The organism is Variovorax sp. F042 (assembly GCF_057814215.1).
In genome coordinates this window covers 166,096-185,071 of record NZ_JBVASX010000011.1, presented here as the reverse complement: position 1 = coordinate 185,071, position 18,976 = coordinate 166,096, and the positions used below count along the sequence as shown (strand labels likewise).

Annotated in this window: 19 protein-coding genes; 5 read left to right on the top strand and 14 right to left on the bottom strand. The window is 68.2% G+C overall.

Going from position 1 to position 18,976, the window contains the following annotated elements; genetic code table 11:
• Positions 1-3 precede the first annotated feature (3 nt).
• The 4 genes from metC to ACZYSP_RS27125 all read right to left on the bottom strand — a co-directional run bounded on the left by metC (position 4) and on the right by ACZYSP_RS27125 (position 4,579).
• Positions 4-1,218 (bottom strand): cystathionine beta-lyase, encoded by a 1,215-nt coding sequence (metC, locus tag ACZYSP_RS27140; RefSeq protein ID WP_489017643.1) that lies wholly within the window; start codon positions 1,216-1,218, stop codon positions 4-6.
• Between the two features lie 34 nt (positions 1,219-1,252).
• Positions 1,253-2,263 carry a Bug family tripartite tricarboxylate transporter substrate binding protein gene (locus ACZYSP_RS27135; RefSeq protein ID WP_093058090.1) on the bottom strand — a complete coding sequence of 337 codons (1,011 nt, stop codon included), beginning with the start codon at positions 2,261-2,263 and terminating at the stop codon, positions 1,253-1,255.
• A gap of 55 nt (positions 2,264-2,318) precedes the next feature.
• Entirely contained in the window at positions 2,319-3,899 is a 1,581-nt protein-coding gene (locus tag ACZYSP_RS27130; RefSeq protein WP_489017640.1) for a rhodanese-like domain-containing protein, read from the bottom strand.
• An 89-nt stretch (positions 3,900-3,988) separates the two neighbouring features.
• Positions 3,989-4,579 carry a cysteine dioxygenase family protein gene (locus tag ACZYSP_RS27125; protein ID WP_093058092.1) on the bottom strand — a complete coding sequence of 197 codons (591 nt, stop codon included), beginning with the start codon at positions 4,577-4,579 and terminating at the stop codon, positions 3,989-3,991.
• Between the two features lie 106 nt (positions 4,580-4,685).
• On the opposite strand from ACZYSP_RS27125, the gene ACZYSP_RS27120 reads away from it, so the two are divergent.
• A complete protein-coding gene (locus ACZYSP_RS27120) occupies positions 4,686-5,564 on the top strand; it encodes a LysR substrate-binding domain-containing protein (protein WP_489017638.1) in 879 nt (292 codons plus the stop codon).
• A 15-nt stretch (positions 5,565-5,579) separates the two neighbouring features.
• On the opposite strand, the gene ACZYSP_RS27115 is transcribed toward ACZYSP_RS27120, so the two are convergent.
• From ACZYSP_RS27115 to ACZYSP_RS27075, 9 genes are all read right to left on the bottom strand, one after another.
• Positions 5,580-7,163, bottom strand: a complete 1,584-nt coding sequence (locus ACZYSP_RS27115; protein ID WP_489017636.1) for a diguanylate cyclase domain-containing protein — start codon at positions 7,161-7,163, stop codon at positions 5,580-5,582.
• Positions 7,138-8,400 (bottom strand): lysophospholipid transporter LplT, encoded by a 1,263-nt coding sequence (gene lplT, locus ACZYSP_RS27110; RefSeq protein ID WP_489017634.1) that lies wholly within the window; start codon positions 8,398-8,400, stop codon positions 7,138-7,140. The genes ACZYSP_RS27115 and lplT overlap by 26 nt, the downstream gene beginning before the upstream one ends.
• Complete coding sequence (locus ACZYSP_RS27105) at positions 8,397-9,218, bottom strand: GNAT family N-acetyltransferase (RefSeq protein ID WP_307616540.1); 822 nt, start codon at positions 9,216-9,218, stop codon at positions 8,397-8,399. Before ACZYSP_RS27105 ends, lplT begins: the two co-directional genes overlap by 4 nt.
• Before the next feature lie 18 nt (positions 9,219-9,236).
• Complete coding sequence (locus tag ACZYSP_RS27100) at positions 9,237-10,331, bottom strand: hypothetical protein (protein ID WP_489017631.1); 1,095 nt, start codon at positions 10,329-10,331, stop codon at positions 9,237-9,239.
• The gene (locus ACZYSP_RS27095; RefSeq protein ID WP_489017629.1) at positions 10,331-11,275 is read right to left on the bottom strand and encodes a methyltransferase; all 945 of its coding nucleotides are present in this window, start codon (positions 11,273-11,275) and stop codon (positions 10,331-10,333) included. Before ACZYSP_RS27095 ends, ACZYSP_RS27100 begins: the two co-directional genes overlap by 1 nt.
• Positions 11,269-12,162: an iron-containing redox enzyme family protein gene (locus ACZYSP_RS27090; protein ID WP_489017627.1), complete on the bottom strand. Its 894-nt coding sequence runs from the start codon at positions 12,160-12,162 to the stop codon at positions 11,269-11,271. Before ACZYSP_RS27090 ends, ACZYSP_RS27095 begins: the two co-directional genes overlap by 7 nt.
• 118 nt (positions 12,163-12,280) lie before the next feature.
• Positions 12,281-13,111, bottom strand: a complete 831-nt coding sequence (locus tag ACZYSP_RS27085) for an urease accessory protein UreD (protein ID WP_489017625.1) — start codon at positions 13,109-13,111, stop codon at positions 12,281-12,283.
• A 32-nt stretch (positions 13,112-13,143) separates the two neighbouring features.
• The gene (locus tag ACZYSP_RS27080; protein ID WP_489017623.1) at positions 13,144-13,671 is read right to left on the bottom strand and encodes a nucleoside deaminase; all 528 of its coding nucleotides are present in this window, start codon (positions 13,669-13,671) and stop codon (positions 13,144-13,146) included.
• Positions 13,668-14,696, bottom strand: coding sequence for an ABC transporter substrate-binding protein (locus tag ACZYSP_RS27075; protein WP_489017621.1), 1,029 nt, complete (start codon positions 14,694-14,696; stop codon positions 13,668-13,670). Before ACZYSP_RS27075 ends, ACZYSP_RS27080 begins: the two co-directional genes overlap by 4 nt.
• 344 nt (positions 14,697-15,040) lie before the next feature.
• Between ACZYSP_RS27075 and ACZYSP_RS27070 the strand changes: the two genes are divergently transcribed.
• Positions 15,041-16,123 (top strand): aromatic ring-hydroxylating dioxygenase subunit alpha, encoded by a 1,083-nt coding sequence (locus ACZYSP_RS27070; RefSeq protein WP_093080616.1) that lies wholly within the window; start codon positions 15,041-15,043, stop codon positions 16,121-16,123.
• Between the two features lie 12 nt (positions 16,124-16,135).
• Here the strand turns inward: ACZYSP_RS27070 and ACZYSP_RS27065 are convergent, their stop codons facing one another.
• Positions 16,136-17,437: a D-amino acid dehydrogenase gene (locus ACZYSP_RS27065; RefSeq protein ID WP_489017619.1), complete on the bottom strand. Its 1,302-nt coding sequence runs from the start codon at positions 17,435-17,437 to the stop codon at positions 16,136-16,138.
• Between the two features lie 128 nt (positions 17,438-17,565).
• On the opposite strand from ACZYSP_RS27065, the gene ACZYSP_RS27060 reads away from it, so the two are divergent.
• Genes ACZYSP_RS27060 through ACZYSP_RS27050 form a run of 3 tightly spaced genes read left to right on the top strand, consistent with a single transcriptional unit; the run spans position 17,566 to position 18,962 of the window.
• Complete coding sequence (locus tag ACZYSP_RS27060) at positions 17,566-18,033, top strand: Lrp/AsnC ligand binding domain-containing protein (RefSeq protein ID WP_093058103.1); 468 nt, start codon at positions 17,566-17,568, stop codon at positions 18,031-18,033.
• Between the two features lie 4 nt (positions 18,034-18,037).
• The gene (locus ACZYSP_RS27055) at positions 18,038-18,532 is read left to right on the top strand and encodes a GNAT family N-acetyltransferase (RefSeq protein ID WP_093080611.1); all 495 of its coding nucleotides are present in this window, start codon (positions 18,038-18,040) and stop codon (positions 18,530-18,532) included.
• A gap of 28 nt (positions 18,533-18,560) precedes the next feature.
• A complete protein-coding gene (locus ACZYSP_RS27050) occupies positions 18,561-18,962 on the top strand; it encodes an OsmC family protein (RefSeq protein WP_489017616.1) in 402 nt (133 codons plus the stop codon).
• Positions 18,963-18,976: the final 14 nt, after the last annotated feature.

Sequence of the window (18,976 nt, the reverse complement as noted above, 5' to 3'; positions counted from 1 at the left end):
GTGCTATGCCTTCTGCGCCGGAGCACTCATCGCATCGAACCCACGCGCCAGATCCGCCGTCAGATCCTCCGGCGCCTCCAACCCGATGTGCAACCGCACAACCGCCCCGCGCTTGCTCCAGTCCGTCACGCTGCGCGCCGCACGCATGTTGGTCCATGCCACCAGGCTTTCATAGCCGCCCCACGATGAGCCACGCCCGAACAGCGTGAGCGCATCGACGAAGCTCTCGACCGCGGCGCTCTCGATGCCGGGCTGCAGCTCGATGGAAAGCAGCCCGTTCGTGCCGCTGCAATCACGCTTCCAGATATCGTGCCCCGGATGCTGCGGCAAGGCAGGGCAGAACACAGTGGCCACTTCAGGCCGCTTCTGAAGCCAATGCGCCACTTCCAGCGCATGCCGCTCGTGCATCTGCAGCCTAGCCGACAGCGTGCGCATGCCGCGCAGCACCAGCCAGGCGTCGTCGGGGCTCACGGTCATGCCGAATGCATCGCAGCGCTCGTTCAGCGGGCGCCATGCGGCTTCGGTCGTGGCGACGGTGCCCATCATCACGTCCGAGTGGCCCGAGAGGTACTTGGTGGCGGCCATCGTCGAGATGTCCGCGCCGAGTTCGAGAGGCCGGTACTGCACGCCGGAGCCCCAGGTGTTGTCCGCCGCGAGCAGCGCGCCGCGCGCGTGCGTCAGTTCGGCGAGCTTCGGCAGGTCGCACATTTCGTAGACCAGCGAGCCAGGGCACTCCGCGTACACCAGCCGCGTGTTCGGCTCGAACAGTCCTTCGATGCCGCTGCCGTCCGCCGCGAAGAACGAGCTGCGAATGCCATATGGCTCCAGAAACGAATGCACGAGGTTGCGCGTGGGCTCGTACACGCTGTCCGACATCAGCACATGGTCGCCCGGCTTCAGGTACGACAGCAGCAGCATGCCGATGGCCGCGAGGCCGGTCGGAAAGAGCCGCGTGCGGTAGGCACCTTCGAGTTCGCTCACTGCGTCTTCGAGCGCGAAGGTGGTCGGTGTGCCGCGTGCGCCGTAGCTGAAGATGCGTTCGTCGTCGCGCCGCGCGCGTGCGTCGCGCATTGCGCCCACGCTGTCGAACAGCACAGTGCTCGCGCGCATCAGCGGTGTGTTGACGGGCGCGCCACCGGCATAGGAAGGCGCCTTGCCGGTGCGCGTGAGCCGGGTGTCGAGGGAGAGTCCGGGGGAGTCTTTGTGCGAGTTGGACATGGTGTTCAAGCGTTGGCCAAGCCTCGATGGTGCGTCAATCTGCCTTCGCACCGGAAAGTTTGACGATGCGCGACCAGCGGTCGATGTCCTGGCGCAACTGCGCGGCGAAGGCTTCGGGCGAGTTGGCCACCACTTCACTGCCACCGTCGTTCACGAGCTTGGTCACCTCGGGCATGCGCAGCGTGCGCACGATGGCTTCGTTCAGGTAGGCCACGCGTTCGGGCGGTGTGCCGGCCGGTGCGAAGAAGCCGTACCAGTCTTCGAAGCGCGCACCGGCGTAGCCCAGCTCCTCGAGCGTCGGTGCATTCTTGAAGACGCCGATGCGGCGCGGGCTGGTCACGGCCAGCACGCGCAGCTTGCCGTTCTGCACCAGACCCGCGACCGAAGATGTCGAGGTCACGAGCACATCGACCTGTCCGCCGAGCAGGTCGGTGAGTGCGGGGCCGGCACCCTTGTAGGGCACGTGCGTCATGGCGATGCCGTCGTCCTTCGACAGCACCACGCCAACGAGGTGCGACAGCGTGCCGTTGCCCGGCGTTGCATACGTCACCTTTCCGGGGCTGGCCTTGGCCTTGGTGGCGAGGTCGGCAAAGGTCTTGAGCGGGGAGTTGGCATCCACCACCAGCGCGAGCGGCGCGGCGTTGATCTGCGTGATGGGAATGAAGTTCTTGATCGGGTCGAAGCCGGGCGCCGCATACAGCGTGGGGTTCACGGCCATGATCGACACCTGCGAGGTGAGCACGGTGTAGCCGTCGGGCTTGGCGTCGGCCACGGCCTTGGCGCCGATGTTGCCGCCCGCGCCGCCGCGGTTGTCGACCACTGCCGCCTGTCCCATGATTTCCGGCAGGCGCGTGGTCACGAGGCGCGCGGTTGCATCGTTGCCGCCGCCGGGCGGGAAGGGCGAGATGAACTTCACCGTCTGCGACGGATAGCCGTTGCGCGGCGCGAGCGGTTCGGCTGTGGCTGGCTGCAAGACGAGCGCCGCGAGCCATGCGGCGGCGACGGCAAAACGGGCAAGGTGCGGGATGCGGCTGGCGAACGACATGACGGAACTCCTGGAATAAGAACGGACAAGGACGAACAGAAAGCGAAAGCCGGGCTCAGGCGTGCGATGCGGCGGTGGGAAGGCGGAAGGCGGCCCGCTCCTGCGCGTCGAGCTGCGCGACGAGGCCGGTCTCCCATGCGAGGTAGCGGCGCGCGGCTTCCTTGTTGCCGTCGTGCCGGTCGTGCACGAAGAACAGGTAGTCGATGCAGTCGCTGTCGGCGGGCAGCGCGGGCGTGGCCTCGACGGGCAGTCCTGCGGCGCGCCATGCGGCCATGCCACCGGCCAGCAGCAGCGGCGCGGGCGAGTGGCCTGCGAGTTCGGAGGCGGCAGCCCATGCCGCAAGCGCGGCATCGTCGGCGACCAGCACGAGCTGGCGGGTCTCGCTCTTCACGTCGGCCGCGAGGCGAGGGCGAATCGACCAGCGCGCCTGCGGGATGTGACCGGCGCGAAACTGCATGCTGCCGCGCAGGTCGATCACCGCCACCTCGTTGCGCTCGATGCGCGCGGCAAGGGCTTGCGCATCGATGGTGGCCAGTGCGGGCGCTTGCGGAGCGGCAGCGGGCGCCAGCGACAGGCCGCTCGCCAGCCCACCCTCGAGCACGCTCGCGTCATGCCCCATCTGCCGCAGCCAGCTCGCGATGGTCGGTGCGCGCACGCCGTCGTTGTCGAACAGCACGAGCCGGGCACCGCGCACGCCGAAGTACTGGTCGCCTGCCTGCATCAGTTGGCCGCCGGGCGTGTGCTGCGCGCCGGGCAGGCTGCCGGCCGCGAATTCTTCGGGCGTGCGCACGTCGCACAGGAACAGGCTGCGGCTTGTATCGGCGGCCCATTGCTGCACGGTCTGCGCGTTCACCGCCGGCACGTCGAAGCGGGCGGCCAGCGCTTTCGCGGCGGGGCGCAGGTCGGTGTTGCCGCTGTCGTCCGCATAGCGCCGCGTGCCGCCATGCTCCAGCGTGTGGTCGCCCAGGTACCAGCCCTGCGTGCCGTTCTCCAGCGCATAGACGGGGTTGGGCAGCCCGAGGTTGATGAGCGTCTGCGCGCCGATGATGCTGCGCGTGCGGCCCGCGCAGTTGATGACGATGGGCGTGGTGGTGTCGGGCACCAGCTGGCGCACGCGGTAGGCCAGCTCGCCGTTGGGGCAGCAGGTGGCGCTGGGAATGTTCATCTTGTGGAACTCGCTGACGGGGCGGCCGTCGAGCACCACGACCTTGTCCTTGCGCGCCAGCATCTCGGCGAGCTGGTCGGCGCTGACGCGGGGCGTGTGATAGACCTCTTCGGCCAGTTCGCCGAAAGTCTTCGAAGGCAGGTTGACGCCCGCGAACAGCACGTAGCCCGCGGCCTTCCATGCGCGGGCGCCGCCTTGCAGCACGTGCACGTCGGTGTAGCCCAGCACGGCCAGCCGCGCGGCGGCGCGTTCGGCCACGTCGGCATCGCCTTCGTCGTACACCACCACCCGCACGCCGCGGCGCGGCACGAGGCGCGGCGCATCGATTTCCAGCCGGCTGAAGGGCAGGGGAATGCCGTAGAACAGATGCGCCTCGCCGTACTGGCCGTGCTCGCGCACGTCGAGCAGCGCGATTTCGCCGCCGTCGTGCAGCCAGGATTTGAGGGTCTTCGGGTCGATGAAGGAGGTCATGAGAGCAACAAGTCGTTGGGACGAACGAAGTCCTGCGAGGCCGCAGCGCGCGGCCCGCATGAGGAAAAGGAAAGCCGGAAAGGGAGCGCTTAGCGGCGCGTCTGTACGCCGATGCCCATGGTCTGGTATGTGCCTGCTGCCAGGTCGTAGGCGGTGCGCTGGTTCAGCGTTTCGAGCGCACGGCCGTACATGTGCAGGTGGCGAATCACTTGCTCGCCCTGGATCTCGACCGAATGGATGTCTTCAGGCATCAGCGCGATGCCCTTGCCCGGCGCGACGACGACCAGTTCGGTCTGCTTCAGCTTGCCCACGCCCGGCACGTTGCCGTCGTCGGTGCGCTCGTACACGCGGTTGTGCTCGGTTCCCTCCACGGCTGCGATGCAGGCCCAGGTCGTGTGGTTGTGCGGCACGATCTTCTTGCCCGGGCGCATCACGTTCAGGTACAGCGCGTAGCTCTGGTCCGGGTCTTCGGCGATCAGGTAGCGGGCCTGGTGCTCGCCGGCCTCGGGCGGCGGGAAGTCGGCGGCGCCCCAGTATTCAGTGTGCGCGGCCAGGTCTTGCAGCGAATCGAGCACCACATCGAGTTTTTCGCGGGTGGCTTCAGCGCCGCCGATGGCTTTCTTCATGTCGGCGATGGACGCCTCGACGGCCTGGCGGCGTTGCTCGGAAGGGGTGCTCATGCAGTTTCTCCAGTGGGGTTGCCTGTTTGGTGTGCATTCACTGTAGTGACGGGGGCGTGACGCAACAATCCAAGCAGAGCAGGAAACACATCAATAAAATTAATGTATGCCCACGCTCGATCTCGAACTGCTGCGCTCTTTTGCGGCCGTCGTCAGCCTCAACAGCTTTGCGGCGGCGGCCGTGCACCTGGGGCGCACGCAGTCGGCCATCACGCAGCAGATGCAGCGGCTGGAGGAGCAGATCGGCCATCCGCTGTTCGCCAAGCAGGGGCGGCAGAAGCGGCTCACGGAGCACGGCGAACGGCTGCTCACCTACGCGCATCACATGCTGGCGCTGAACGACGAGGCGCTGCGCAGCCTGCGGCAGGGGCAGCTCGAAGGCAACCTGCGCATCGGTGCGCCGCACGACGTGGCCGAGACCATGCTGCCGCTGCTGCTGACCGAGGTGGCGCGCACCTCGCCGCTGCTGCAGCTCGACATCCACATCGGCCGCAGCCCCTATCTCATGACATCGCTCAAGAGCGGCGAGGTCGACATGATCATCTCCAACCGCGCCGACGAGCACTCGCAGTTCGAAGGCGTGGTGCTGCGCACTTCGCCCACCGTGTGGCTGTGCGCCGCGAGCTACGTGCACGACCCGACGAAGCCGGTGCCGCTCATCATGGCCGACGGGCCCAGCATCTTCCGCCGCATCGGCCACGAGGCGCTCGACGCGGCGGGCGTGGCCTGGACGCCGCGCTACACCTCGTCGAGCCTGATCGGCATCAAGGCCGCATTGCGCGCGGGGCTGGGCGTGACGGCGCGCGGCGTGGAGCAGCTCGACGCGGGCTTGCGCGTGCTGGGCGCGGGCGACGGCATGCCGCGGCTACCCGACCTGGCTTACTACCTCTATGTGCGCAGCCATGTGGTGAACCCGGTCACGCGGCAGGTGTTCGAGACGCTGAAGAAGCACCTGCGGCTGCCGCGTAGCGATATGCCGGCGTAGGGCTCCTGCTGTCGCCTACATCATTGCGTAGCTGCCGCGCCCGCCCTGCTTGGCCCGGTACATGGCCTTGTCGGCCGTGGCGAGCAGGTCTTGCGGCGTTTCGCTGCCGCTGCCCAGGGCGATGCCTATCGACACGCCAATGACCATGCTTGAATGCTCCAGCTGCAGCGGTTGGGCAATCGCGTCGATGCATCGCCGTGCCAGCGTCAATGCGGCCTGTTCCGCGGGCTCTTCGAAGTCGGTGGCCAGCAGCACGAATTCGTCGCCGCCGATGCGCGCCACCGTGTCTGTGTGCCGCACCAGGGCCCGCAGCCGGTGTGCGATTTCCCCGAGGGCCTTGTCACCCGCTTCGTGGCCGAAGGTGTCGTTGAGGTCCTTGAACCCGTCGAGGTCCAGGTAGAGCACGGCTACCTGCTGCGCGCGCTGCCTGGCATGGACGAGCGCCTGTTGTAGCCGCTCGTCCAGCAGCTTGCGGTTGGGCAAGCCTGTCAGCGTGTCGTGGTGGGCCAGGCGAGCCAGCGCCTCCTGGTTGTCGAGCAGCTTGGCCAGCAGCCGGTTGAAGGCTTGCGTCAGGTGCCCGATCTCGTCGTTGCGCACCACCTGCAGCGGCGTCAGCGCGAGCTCGCCGCGGGTCATGCGGTCGGCCTGGTCGGCGGCGCGCAGCAGTGGCCGCAGCAACCACGCCATGATCAGGCCGATCACGACGAGCACCGCCGTCACGGCGGGCGCGCGTTGCTGCAGGATGAAGGTCTGCATGCGCGACACCGGGGCCAGCGCTTCCGACACGGGTAGCCTCGCCACCACGAACCAGCCGCTGTTCGGCACCGAGGCAATAGCGGAGATTTCTTCGATGCCCTTTGCGTTGCGTGTCGTCCCGCTACCGCGGAAACCCGCCATGGCCCGGTCGTGCAGCGGGTTCACGCCGTCGGGCGGGGTCGGCGTGAGGGACATCGAGACGTCCGTGGAGGCGACGAAGATGCGGTCGCGCGGCGAGATCACCAGGATGCCGCCGGCCTGGCCCACGCGCCCCTCCTGCAGGTGGTCGAGCAGGCCGTCGGCCGAGAGGTCTGCCGTGCCGAGCAGCACGGCGACCACCTGGCCGGCACCGTTGCGGATGGGTGCGGCCATGGGCAGGGCCGAGTGCTGAGAAGCCGTGGACCGTGGGCGGCCTACCGCGCGCTTCCCGGCGGATGCGGCTGTGAATTCCGGACCGCCCGTTTCCAGCTGTACGGCGCTGTCGAGCCCGTCGAGTCGTTTGCCGGTGACATCGGTGACCACAAGGCCGAGGGGGAAGAGGGCGCTCAGCGCGCTGCGTTCCGCCAGCCATGCATGCAGCTGCTCGGGCTGCGCCAGGAGTTCCGGCGGCAGGGCACCAGCCAGGCGCTCCAGGAACGACAGCCGTTCGTCCAGGTAGTTGTCGACATCGCGGGCCACGTAGGCGGCCAGCGCCATCTGCTGCGTCGCCACTGATTTCGTCAGGTCTTCCCGCAGGAAGCGGGTGAGCTGGATGTAGCTGGCGGCGGTGCCCACGACTGCCATCGCCAGACCCATCACGAGGAGACGAACGACCAGGCTATTGGCGGATTTTCGGAGATTCACTCTGGCTGCGGGTCGAGAGGCGGTTAGGTGCGGGACTGTATCCGAAGCGCTCCTGCGGCCGCTGACGGCGCGACCAGAGGAGGGCCGCACCCATGGCCAGCACCAGGAAGCCGCCGAAGCCTGCCAGCGTCGGCAGCAGCGGCGCATCGAAATACAGCAGCGCGCCGTACACCCCCAGCATCGCCAGCGAGGCCAGGCTCTCGTTGAAGTTCTGCACCGCGATCGACTGGCCCGGGTGCATGTACAGCAGCCCGCGGCTTTGCAGCAGCGCGTTCATCGGCACCAGCAGCAGGCCCGCGAGCGTGCCGATCACCACCAGCAGCGCGGCGGCCACGGCGGGCTGCGTCACCAGCGTCATGAGCAATATCACGGCGCCCAGCGCAATGCCGATCGGCAGCGCGCGCAACGCACGCCCGAGCGGGAACCAGCGCGAGGCACCGACGGCGCCAGCCGCCATGCCGATGGCCACCGCGATCTGCAGCAGTGCGCCCTGCGACAGGGTGAGCCCCAGCCGCTCGGCCGCCCAGCGCAGCACCAGAAACTGCAGCGTGGCCGACGCGGCCCAGAAAAGGCTGGTGACGGCCAGCGAGATGCGCGCATCGGCATCGCGCCACAGCAGCACCAGCGAGCCCCCGAAATCCCGCAGCAGCCGGCCCGGGTGCGCCAGCGCCGCGCGGTCGCGTGCCGGGCTGTGCGGAATCGCGAGCGTGCAGGCGGCGGCCAGCAGGTACACCGCGCCGATGGCGGGCAGGGCAAGGCCCTTGCCGACCAGCGTGCTGCCCAGCGCCACGCCGAACAGGATCGACAGCACCGTGCCTGCCTCGATCCAGCCGTTGGCGGCGACCAGTTCTTCTTGCGGAATCAGCTCGGGCAGGATGCCGTACTTGGCTGGCGAGTAGGCCGCGGCGCCAAGGCCGACCAGCGCGTAGGCCACCAGCGGCTGCACCTGCCACAGCAGCAGGGCGCAGCCGCCCAGCTTGATGAGGTTGGTGGCCATCAGCACGCGGCCCTTCGGCGCCGCGTCGGCCACGGCGCCTGCGAAGGCGGCGAGCAGCACATAGGAAAGATAGAAGAACAGCCGCAGCGCGGGCGTCATCCAGCCGGTCGCGTGGCGCTGCATGAGCAGGCCGATGGCGACGATCAGCAGCGCGTTGTCGGCCAGCGAACTGAAGAACTGCGCGGCAACCACCGAGCGCAGCGCGCGCTTGGACCGCGCGCGTGGGGCCGCCGCGCTCACGCGGTCATGCCAAAGAAGTGCTGGCGGTAGCGCGGCGACACGTCGTCCACGCGCAGCATCAGCGGCAGGTCGGCGGTGTTGAAGGCCACGTCGAGTGCGGGCGGGCCGAGCAGGCGAGCGCCGCAGCGCAGGTAGCCCTTGATGAGCGGCGGGGCGGCAGGAGGCGCTGTGTCGCTGTCGGCATCGGCGTCTGCCCCGTTGTCCAGCGGCAGCGCGACGCGCGGCTCCACGCGCCAGCGCTGCTCGACCAGGTGCGTGCGGCACAGCCGGTGCCACAGCCGCGCGGCCGTCGCGCCCTGGTCGTCGAGCCCGATGCTGGCGCAGCCGATCATGGTGTCGAGCGCGTGGTCGACCATGTACTGCCCCAGCGCTGCCCACAGCGCCATGATGACGCTGCCCGAGCGCCACTCGGCATCCACGCACGAGCGGCCCAGCTCCAGCGCGCGGCCGCGCAGCGGCGCGAGCGGCGACAGGTCGAACTCGGTGTCGGTGTAGAAGCCACCCGCGCGATGCGCCGCCTCGGGCGTCAGCACGCGGTAGGTACCGATGAGCGGGCCGGGGCCGTGCAGCGGGTCGATGGCGCGCACCAGCAGGTGGTCGCAGAAGGCGTCGAAGCGGTCGACGTCGAGCCCGGGCGGCGTGCCTTCGGGTGGTGTGAGGCGCGCGCCCATCTCCTGCGCGAACACGCGAAAGCGCAGGCGCTGGGCGTCGCGCACGTCTTCTTCGCAATCGGCCCAGCGGGTTTCCAGCACGGGCGCAGCGGCCGCGAGCGGCGTGGGCGAACGGTGGGGCAGGGCGTGCGTGGCGGTGATGTCCATGTGCGTGCGGCAATTCACTCAGTTGGAGGGCGGATAGCGGTCGACCAGGCGGTTCTGCCGCCGGTTGAGCCGTGCGAGCGCGAGCAGGCCGATGGGCCGCACGCCGGCCTTGCGCTGCGCGGCGCCAATGGCGAACAGCAGCCGTTGCTTGGCGAAGACCATGCGAAAGCCTTGCACCACGCCGGTGTCGGGGTCCCACGCCTCGATGGCTTCGGAGCCCGCGCCGTTGATTTCCATGATGGTGAAGCCGCGCCCGGCGCCGAGTTCGCGCAGGCTCTGGTAACGCACGTCGAAGCGCCCGAAACGGAAGTCGGGCATGTCGCGCGCGATGGCGTCGATGGCGCGCACGAGCTCGGGCGTGATGAGCGCCGCGCCGTCGCGGTAGAGGCCGCCCACGCGGGTCGAGCCGATGGTGGCCAGCCGCACCTGCTGGCCGGCCGCGGGCACGCTGTCGGGCGGCACGCTGCATTCGTGGCGCGGCGAGCGCGCGATGCGGCGGGCGCGCACGTCGGCCGCCACGAGCTGCGCCACGGTGCTGCGGCCGTCGCCCGTCACGCGCGGGAAGTAGCGCAGCGCCAGGCCGATGATGCGGCCTTTGCCAGTGTCGGGGTCGCGCGCATAGAAGATGCCGGCCTCGCCTTCCTGTGGCAGGTAGCGCTGCAGCACGACCGTTTCACCGCGAGGAAAGACGGCCAGGTAGGCCAGCAGCGCTGCCATGTCGGGCAGCAGGCGCACGCCGTAGCCGCACAGGCCGAGGTCGGGCTTGGCGACCACTGGAAACGCTAGACCGCCGTTGGCCATGGTGTGCCGCAGCGAGTCTTCGGTTGCCGTGCCGTCGTTGAACACCGCGCAGTAGTCGGCCGTGACCGAGCGCGCCAGCGGCCCCATGCCGCGGAAATATTCGAGCTTGCCTTCGCCCACCAGCCCGCCGGAGGTGAGGTGCGGGTTGGCCGCTGAAGGCACGGTCGTGCCGCCGTAGCGCAAGGACAGCCACAGCCACTGCACCACCAGCGGCACGCAGATGAGCCACTTGGGCATGCGCTCCAGCACGCTGCATTCGCGCACCACGGCCAGCCGGCCGGTGTCCACGCCGAAGTCGAGCCCGGCGGCCATCACGCAGCCTCCGTTGCGCGGGTGGCAATGAGGCCGACTGCGGCGATGCGGTCGATGTGCGCATACACCGGCCGCTCCAGCTCCTCGCCGAACACATCGGGGTCGATCTCGGCATACGACCAGTCGAAGCCGGGTGCTGCGAGCAGGGACTGCAGTTCGGCAAGGAACGGATCTTCGCCATCGACCATGGCTACGCCGGTGTAGAGCAGCAGTTGCCCGCCCGGCGCCAGCCGCTTCAGCGACTCGGCCGCGATGCGCACGCTGAGCGCTCGCCCGAGCCGCGTGCCGCCGTGGCGATAGGCACGCTGCGCGCCGTCGTCGAGGTAAGGCGGGTTCGACACGATGAGATCGAATTCGACCTCGACCGCCGACAGCGCATCGCCTTGCGCGAGCGTGACGGCGATGCCGGCCACTTCCGCATTGATGGCCGTGTACTGAAGCGCAAGCGGGTTGATGTCGTTCATCACGACGGTCGCCTGCGTGCCCATGGCCGCCAGCCCACGCGCCACCGCGATGCCGCCCGCGCCGCTGCCGCAACCCACGTCCAGCACGCGCACATGAGGCTGCGCCTTGCGCCGGGCGAGCGCGTGGTGGAGAAAGCGCGCGAAGCGGCTGGTGTCCGGCCCGAAGAACACCGCGTTCTCCTCGACCGTCGGATAGGCTGAATGAAAGAACAGGTCGTCGCCCAGGCTGGCGATGCGCACGGTGCTGCGCAGCAGCGAGCCCGTGTGCCGCACGATGCCGGCACGCTCCATGTCGGCCAGCAATTCCGGCGGCACCGCGCGCGCTTCGAACGACAGGTTCCAGCCGAAGATGTCTCGCAGCGTCGCGCCCGGCTCGCGCCCGCGCCGCGCGAGCACGCGCTGGTGGGTCAGCGGGGTGACCGTGGTGAATCGGTAGCCCGTGGCCGCCACCTGGCGCAGCACGCCGGCCGCGTTCAGCATGCGGTGGCCTCCTCGGCGTGCCGCAGTTCGGCGGTGTAGCGCTCGAAGCAGCGTTCGCCGCAGACAAGGCGCATCAGCGCGCCTTCGGCAATGAACTGCCCGCAGGCCGGATCGGCCTCGACCAGCGGCCGGATCACCTCGCGGTTCCATGCGCGCGAATGCGACACGTCGAGCGCTGCATGCAGGTCGAAGTAGGAGCGCGCGCGGCCGCTCAGGCCCAATCGGCGCATGCCGGCCGCCACCTGCTTCACGCGCCCGGGCGCCGTGAGCTCGATGACGCCGAGCGCGCCTATGGAGTGGTAGCCGTAGCTGCGCGTGGTCGCCAGCCCGACCATGGTGTTGGCGAGCGCGAGCGACTCCCACACGGTGGTGTCGATGGCCGGGTGCAGGTCGAGCTCGCGCACCATGTGCTCCAGCATCTGGCCGTGCATGGCGCTTTGCTTGCCGTGCCCCATCTCGTCCCAGAAGTTGCGCGCGCATTCCAGCTTGGGCTGTGGCGGCAGCTTGACCTGGGTATAGGCCAGCAGGTCTTCGAAGCCGGCCTCGCCCGCGGCCTCCTGCGTGAGGAACCAGCGCATCTGCGGCAGCGTGGCCTCGTCGGCCAGCCAGTCGAACAGCGGGTGATGCTGGCCGGGGCCGGTGTGCGCCAGCGATTCGAACCAGCCGATGAAGTGGCCCGCGTTGCCGGCCGATGCCACTGCCGCCGCCTGCACCGAAGCGCGCAGGGCTTCGAGGTATTTGCCTTCGAGCAGGCGGCACGCATGCTCGCGGGCGAGGTCGTCCTGCCACTGGGGCGAGGGGCTGCCGAGCCTGAGTCGCTCGGCGTTGAAGCGCGCCAGGTGCCGGTGAAGCTGCGTGTTCGCGTCGGGAGTGTCGTCAGGAGACATGGCCGATCCTCGTCATCCGCTGGGCAAAAGAATCAGGTTGCGCCTTTGCAACGCGGCTGTCCGTCAGACAGTGCCTACAGATTCGCCCCTCGGCGCGGGGATCGGAGGGAGATCGGCCTCAGGTCGCCCAGATGCGCGGCGTGGCCGCGGGCAGCTGCCACAGCTCGCTGCGCCATGCCTGCCAGACCTGCCGCAGCAGCTGCGTCGCGGGCTCGACCACGGGTGCCAGAACCCGCAGCACGACCACTTCGGGGTGCGGGCTGGTGGCGCCGGCGCTGTCGAACAGCGGGCTTGCTTCGAGCAGCGTGCGGGCTTGTGCAAGCAAGGCATCGCGCCGGGCGCGCGCCACCGGCGAGCCCGCCACGAAGAACAGCGAGGCCATGCAGCGGTGGCCGCCGAGGCCGATGGGGCTTTGCAGCAGCCGGTGGTCGGCCGCGTCGATGCGCCCGCGCTCCAGCCACACGCCGGGCACCTCGATGTGCTGCAGGTAGGTGCCACGCTCGAAGGGCTGGTTGGCGTTCGGCAGGCCGAGCGCGGTGACGTCCCAGCCGATCAGCTCGGCGCCGGGCGCGACCTCGATGGAGAGCCGGTTCTCCGCCTGGCAGCCGCTGTAGCAGATGGCTTCGAGCGGCAGCCATTCGAGCCGCGCGCCGGCCGCGAGGCGGATGCGCGTGCGCTGCAGCGCCAGCTCGCCTTCGGAGCGGTAGAAGCGCGAGGCGCCGGGCGTGGTGATCAGTCCGTGGCTGCCGTCGGCGGCCTCGATGTCGATGTCGAGCGTGTCGCCGCCCACCAGCCCGCCCGGCGGATGCACCAGCACGTTGTGGCAGACGGTGTCGCCCTCGGGGTACAGGCTTTGCAGGATGCGCAGCGGACCGTCATGGCGAAAGCGGGCGACGGTGCGGGCGGCTTCTTGTTGGTAAGCGAGATGGAGACGGGCGTGCCAGGGCATGCAGCGAGTCTAGTGCGCTCGCTTGCGGTGTCTCAGATCTTCCAGGCGCCGTCGTGGGCCGCACTCGCTTCGTCGATCAGCGCCGGCCCGATGCATTCGATGGGATGCGGCGAGGCGCGGAACACGTCGCGGCACGACAGCTCGGCATCGCGCTGGTCTTGCCGCTCGCCACGAAACACGCGCAGCCGCTCGGCATCGATGCCGAACACCACGCGCCCGATGTTCGACCAGAAGATGGCGCCGGCGCACATCACGCAGGGCTCGCCCGATGCGTAGATCGTGGCGCCCGCGAGTTCTTCGCGAGAGAGCTTGCGCCCGGCCAGCGCGCGCAGTGCGTTGACTTCGGCATGGGCGGTGCAGTCGCCGGTTTCGGCATTGCTGTTGCCGGCTTCGGCCAGTACTTCTCCGGCGGCGGAGACGATGACCGAGCCGAAGGGCCGGTTGCCCCGGCGGCGCGCTGCATGCGACCAGACGATGGCCTTGCGCAGGTAGCGCCCGTCGCGTTCGTCGAGCGTGGTTTCGGCGGGATAGGTGGTGGTGTTGTCGCTGTTGGAGTTCATGCCTTGGGGAGGGAGCGTTCGCTGCGCGATGGAAGCATTGAAGTGTTGAAGATGGCGTCGGACGCGGGCTTGACCTTGAGGCCGAAGACATCGGCCACTTCGTCGACCTGCTGTTCGAGCGTGAGTTTCTTTATATCGCCAAGACCGTGGCCGCGCGTGTCGGCCGCGCCCACGTATTGCGCGGTGATGCCCCAGCGCTCGAGTTCGATCTTCTCGTCGAGGATGGGCTCACGCTGGCGCATGGCCGCGATGCTAGGCGCCGGATTGGCAAAGGTCTCGACGATGGCGCGGTTGCTCGCGCGCAGAAAGGCCGCCACTACCTTCGGGTTCTGCGCGATGAGGTTGCTGCTCGCGAGGATGGCGTTGCCGTACAGGTTGATGCCCGCGTCCGCGTACTTGAGCACCGACAGCTCCTCGGGCTTCATGCGCGCGAACAGCGAAACGGCCGAGTCGTGGAAGTAGGTGGCGGCGTCGACGTCGCCGCGCACCATGACGTTGTCGCGTGCGCTGAAGTCGGTGGTCTGCCACTGGAAGGCGTCGCCGCGCATGCCTTGCTTGCGCGCGACCATCGGCCAGGCGCGGCGTGTCGATTCGACGGCCGCCGCCGCGACCTTCTTGCCCGCGAGGCTCTTGAAGTCGCCGGTCACGCCGCGGTCTTTGCGGCCGATGATCACGAACGGTGCACGGTTGTAGTACTGGTACACGGCCTGCACCATCGGCGTGCCGGGGTTCTGCGCGTTGAACTCGACCAGCGAGCTGATGTCGCCCAGCCCCAGCTGGTAGACGCCGCTGGCAATGCGAGTGATGGAGGCGACCGAGCCGGCGCCGGTGTCGATGCTCACGTCGAGCCCCTCGTCCTTGTAGTAGCCCTTGGCCAGCGCCAGGAAGAAGGGAGAGGTCTGCCCGTTGATGCGGAAGTCGAGCGTGAACTTTAGCGGGGTGAGCTTGCCGTTGCTGCCTTGAGCGAAGACGGCAGGGGCGGCAAGGGTGGCGGCACTGGCCGCGAGGAAGGATCGACGTTGCATGTGGGGCCTCGGAAGCTTCGGGTCTTGAATCCCCCTGCGCAGGGCAGAAGGCGTTTCAAGAGCAATTTCCGGGCGGGCGCACGTTCGTGGTGCGTGCGCTGCTGAACGCTTCTACTCTTGCAGCAGGTCATGCACGACGCATGCCAAGGGCCCTTTCGAGCATTTTGCTCGGGCATTGAGGGTGAGGGCTTGGAGGGGCAGCCTGGCCGGGCGCAAAATCCGGGCGCGCAATTTGCAAGGCATGTTGCGCAGAGTAGAAGCGTTCAGCCGCGCGATGCCCACGCATCCAGGCAGGAAATTGCTCTTTCACGTTCGTCCCCACGCAACAAAGAAGGAGTCCGCGCATGCTCGTTACCCAACAACCCGTCTTCCGCAAGTTCTGGCATGCCGTCATGCCGCTCACCGAACTGGCACAGGGCCCGAAGCCTTTCAGGCTGCTGGGCGAAGACATCGTTCTCTTCATCGATTCCGACGGCCAGCCCGCTGCGCTGCGCGATCGCTGCTGCCACCGCACCGCGAAGCTGTCGAAGGGCTGGTGCGTGGACAGCGAAGGCCAGGCCTGCGGCACCGGCGCCATCCAGTGCGGCTACCACGGCTGGACGTACGACCGCAGTGGGCAGGTCATCCGCATTCCGCAGTACGAAGCAGATCGCAAGATCTCGCCCGAGTACCGCACCGCTGCCTACCGCTGCACCGCGCGCTATGGCTATGCATGGGTGGCGCTCGAAGAGCCCATTGCCGACATTCCCGCCATTCCCGAATTCGACGACCCGGGCTACCGCACCATCTTCCAGTTCTACGAAGAGTGGCAGACCAGTCCGATGCGCGCGCTCGAAAACTCTTTCGACAACTCGCACTTCAGCTTCGTGCACCGCGCCACCTTCGGCGTGGCCGCGAGCCCGAAGCCGAGCAAGTACGAGCTGGTGGAAAACGAATCGGGCTTCTATGCCGAGACGGTCATCGAAGCGACCAACCCGGTGAAGTTCCATGCGATCAGCGGCGTGACCGACCCGATCACCACGCGCCACATGCGCAACGCCTACTTCCTGCCGTTCTCGCGCCGGCTCGACATCGAGTACCCGAGCGGCGTGCGCCACATCATCATCAACTGCTTCACGCCCATCGACGATGGTCGCATGCAGCTGTGCCAATGGCTGTTCCGCAACGACACCGAGGCCGACTGCACCGCGCAGATGCTGATCGACTTCGACGATGCGGTGACGCGCGAGGACAAAGACATCCTGGAATCGACCGACCCCGATGCGTTGGTCGATACGCGCCGGCGCGGCGTGGAGTATTCGATGGAGTCCGATCGGCCCGGCATGCTGATTCGCAAGCACCTGATGCAGCTGCTGGCGAAGCATGGCGAGGCGGAGGTTTATCGCGGCATGAGCAGTGCCGTGATTCCGATTGCAAAGGCCGCCTGAGCGGCCTCCGCATCAAGCAGGAGCAGTCGCCGGGTTCGGGCGCGTTGCGCGTGACGAGCCCTGTTCGTAGCGGTCCATCGCAAGACCGTCGGTGCGGATCTCCGGACGCTGCCCCATCACCATGTCGGAGATCAGCTTGCCCGAGCCGCAGGCCATGGTCCAGCCCAGTGTGCCGTGGCCCGTGTTGAGGAACAGGTTGCCGTAGCGCGTGCCGCCGACGATGGGCGTGCTGTCGGGCGTCATCGGGCGCAGGCCGGTCCAGAAGGTGGCGCGCGGCACGTCGCCGCCGGGGAACAGGTCGGTCACGACCTTCTCGAGCGTGGCGCGGCGGTTGGGGTTCAGGCGCAGGTCGAAGCCGCCGAGTTCGGCCATGCCGCCCACGCGGATGCGATTGTCGAAGCGCGTGACGGCGACCTTGTAGGTCTCGTCGAGCACGGTCGATTGCGGCGCGAGCGATTCGTCGAGCAGCGGCACGGTCAGCGAGTAGCCCTTGACCGGGTACACCGGGATGTCGAGCCCCAGCGAGGCGATGGCGGCGCGCGAGTAGCTGCCGAAGGCCATCACGTAGCGGTCGGCCGTAAGGATCTTGCCGGTGGTGGTGCGTACGCCGGTGATGCGGTTGCCGTCGGTTTCCAGTCCGTCGATGGTCTGGCCGAAGCGGAAATCCACGCCCAAGCCGCGCGCGATTTCGGCAAGGCCGCGCGTGAACAGGTGGCAGTCGCCGGTTTCGTCGTTGGGCAGGCGCAGGCCGCCTGTGAGGCGGTCGCGCGCGCCGGCCAGCGCGGGCTCGACGCCGGCGAGCGCATCGCGGTCGAGCAGTTCGTAAGGCACGCCGCATTCTTCGAGCACCGCGATGTCGCGCTGCGCCGCGTCGAGCTGCGCCTGCGTGCGAAACAGCTGCAGCGTGCCGCCGGTGCGCTGCTCGTACTGCAGGCCGGTGTCGGCGCGCAGCTGCTGCAGGCAGCCGCGGCTGTATTCGGCCACGCGCATCATGCGTTCCTTGTTCACCGCGTAGGCCTCGGGCGAGCAGTTGCGCAGCATCGCGGCCATCCAGCGCAGCTGGAACATCGTGCCGTCGGGGCGAATGGACAGCGGCGCGTGCTTCTTGAACATCCACTTGATCGCCTTCAGCGGAATGCCCGGCGCGGCCCACGGCGTGGAGTAGCCCGGCGACACCTGGCCGGCATTGCCGAAGCTGGTTTCCTCGGCGGGGCCGGCCTGCCGGTCGAGCAGGGTGACCTCGGCGCCAGAGCGCGCGAGATAGTAGGCCGTGGTGGTGCCGATCACGCCGCCGCCGAGAACGATGACTTTCATGGTGTATTCACTGATTCAGATGGAATGAGTGGAATCTAAAGTGCACAATGCAGTGGATTCCATTGTTTTCAGACGTTTGGCAGTGAAATACACTGCCGCCAATCGTCCAAAGCCGCGCGCGAAGTGAAATGCCCGAACTCGACCGAATCGACCGCAAGATCCTCGACCTGCTTCAGCGCCAGGGCCGTGTTTCCATGACCGAGTTGGCCGAGCACATCGGCCTGTCGGCCTCGCCCTGCGCCGAGCGCGTGAAGCGCATGGAGCGCGACGGCGTCATCACGGGCTACCACGCGCACGTGTCGCCCGAGGCGCTGGGCAAGACGCTGCTGGTGTTCGTCGAGATCAAGCTCTCGGCCAAGTCCGGCGACGTGTTCGACAAGGTGCGCAAGGAACTGCTTCACATGCCCGAGGTGCTCGAATGCCACCTGGTGTCAGGCAGCTTCGACTACCTCGTGAAGGCGCGGCTCAGCGGCATGAGCGAGTACCGGCACCTGCTGGGCGACATCCTGAAGAAGCTGCCGGTGGCGGCCGAGTCGCACAGCTACGTGGTGATGGAAGAAATCAAGGAAACGCTGATGCTGGCCGTCGACCGCTGAACCGATGAGCACGAACCACGACATTCCCGACATCGCCATCCGGCCCTGGCGCCTCGACGACTTCGACGCGGTGAAGGCCATCCTCGACGACACCTTCGCCGGCACCTGGCTGCCGCAGCTCACGCCCGAGGCCGCGAAGGCCTACAAGGAGAGCGGCGAGCCCGTGGGCTACATCGACGAGATGGGACCGGCCTTCTTCGTGGCGGAGATCGACGGCGAGGTGGTCGGCATGGTCCATTGGGAGCACGACTTCGTGCATGCGCTGCACGTGCCGGCCGAGCACCAGCGCAAGGGCATCGCCCGCGCCCTGATGGCCTTCGCGGAAGACGGCATGCGCGCCGACGGCGTGGCGCTCGCACGGCTCGAAACCGACACCTTCAACACGCAGAGCCAGGGCTTCTACCTCGCGCTCGGCTACCGCGAGGCCGACCGCTATCCCGATCTCGAATGGCACAGCGGGTTCACGACCATCCTGTACGTGAAGACGCTTTCCTCCTGAACCGCAACTCCCTACCAAGGACATCTGCATGACGATCTCGATCCACCGCGACGGCACCACCGGCACGCGCCACATCCTGAAGATCCGCAACCACGAGATTCCGGTCGATGCATCGCCCGCTGGCGGCGGCAGCGACGCCGGTCCCGAGCCGCATGACCTGTACGACGCATCGCTCGCGGCCTGCAAGGCGCTCACGGTGCTGATCTATGCGCGGCGCAAGGGCATTCCGGTGGAAGACATCGAGGTCGTGGTCGACCGCGACGACAGCGAGGAGCGCAAGGGCGTCTACCGCCTCAAGTCGGGCCTGCGGCTGAGCGGTGACCTGACGGCGGCGCAGCGCGACGAACTGTTGCGCGTGGCCGGCAAGTGCCCTGTGCACAAGCTCATGACCGAGGTGAAGACCGAGATCGAGACCGGCTGGGCGGACTGAGCTACCGCCGCATC

Coding starts and splice junctions, on each gene's coding strand:
- ACZYSP_RS27100 (WP_489017631.1), bottom strand. CDS start 10,331: ATGGCCGCCGGGCTCGACTTCGGCGTGGACACCGGCCGGCTGGCCGTG.
- ACZYSP_RS27125 (WP_093058092.1), bottom strand. CDS start 4,579: ATGAGCACCCCTTCCGAGCAACGCCGCCAGGCCGTCGAGGCGTCCATC.
- ACZYSP_RS27085 (WP_489017625.1), bottom strand. CDS start 13,111: ATGCCCTGGCACGCCCGTCTCCATCTCGCTTACCAACAAGAAGCCGCC.
- ACZYSP_RS27050 (WP_489017616.1), top strand. CDS start 18,561: ATGACGATCTCGATCCACCGCGACGGCACCACCGGCACGCGCCACATC.
- ACZYSP_RS27095 (WP_489017629.1), bottom strand. CDS start 11,275: ATGCTGAACGCGGCCGGCGTGCTGCGCCAGGTGGCGGCCACGGGCTAC.
- ACZYSP_RS27135 (WP_093058090.1), bottom strand. CDS start 2,263: ATGTCGTTCGCCAGCCGCATCCCGCACCTTGCCCGTTTTGCCGTCGCC.
- ACZYSP_RS27070 (WP_093080616.1), top strand. CDS start 15,041: ATGCTCGTTACCCAACAACCCGTCTTCCGCAAGTTCTGGCATGCCGTC.
- ACZYSP_RS27055 (WP_093080611.1), top strand. CDS start 18,038: ATGAGCACGAACCACGACATTCCCGACATCGCCATCCGGCCCTGGCGC.
- ACZYSP_RS27105 (WP_307616540.1), bottom strand. CDS start 9,218: ATGGACATCACCGCCACGCACGCCCTGCCCCACCGTTCGCCCACGCCG.
- ACZYSP_RS27080 (WP_489017623.1), bottom strand. CDS start 13,671: ATGAACTCCAACAGCGACAACACCACCACCTATCCCGCCGAAACCACG.
- ACZYSP_RS27060 (WP_093058103.1), top strand. CDS start 17,566: ATGCCCGAACTCGACCGAATCGACCGCAAGATCCTCGACCTGCTTCAG.
- ACZYSP_RS27120 (WP_489017638.1), top strand. CDS start 4,686: ATGCCCACGCTCGATCTCGAACTGCTGCGCTCTTTTGCGGCCGTCGTC.
- ACZYSP_RS27090 (WP_489017627.1), bottom strand. CDS start 12,162: ATGTCTCCTGACGACACTCCCGACGCGAACACGCAGCTTCACCGGCAC.
- ACZYSP_RS27130 (WP_489017640.1), bottom strand. CDS start 3,899: ATGACCTCCTTCATCGACCCGAAGACCCTCAAATCCTGGCTGCACGAC.
- ACZYSP_RS27075 (WP_489017621.1), bottom strand. CDS start 14,696: ATGCAACGTCGATCCTTCCTCGCGGCCAGTGCCGCCACCCTTGCCGCC.
- metC (WP_489017643.1), bottom strand. CDS start 1,218: ATGTCCAACTCGCACAAAGACTCCCCCGGACTCTCCCTCGACACCCGG.
- ACZYSP_RS27065 (WP_489017619.1), bottom strand. CDS start 17,437: ATGAAAGTCATCGTTCTCGGCGGCGGCGTGATCGGCACCACCACGGCC.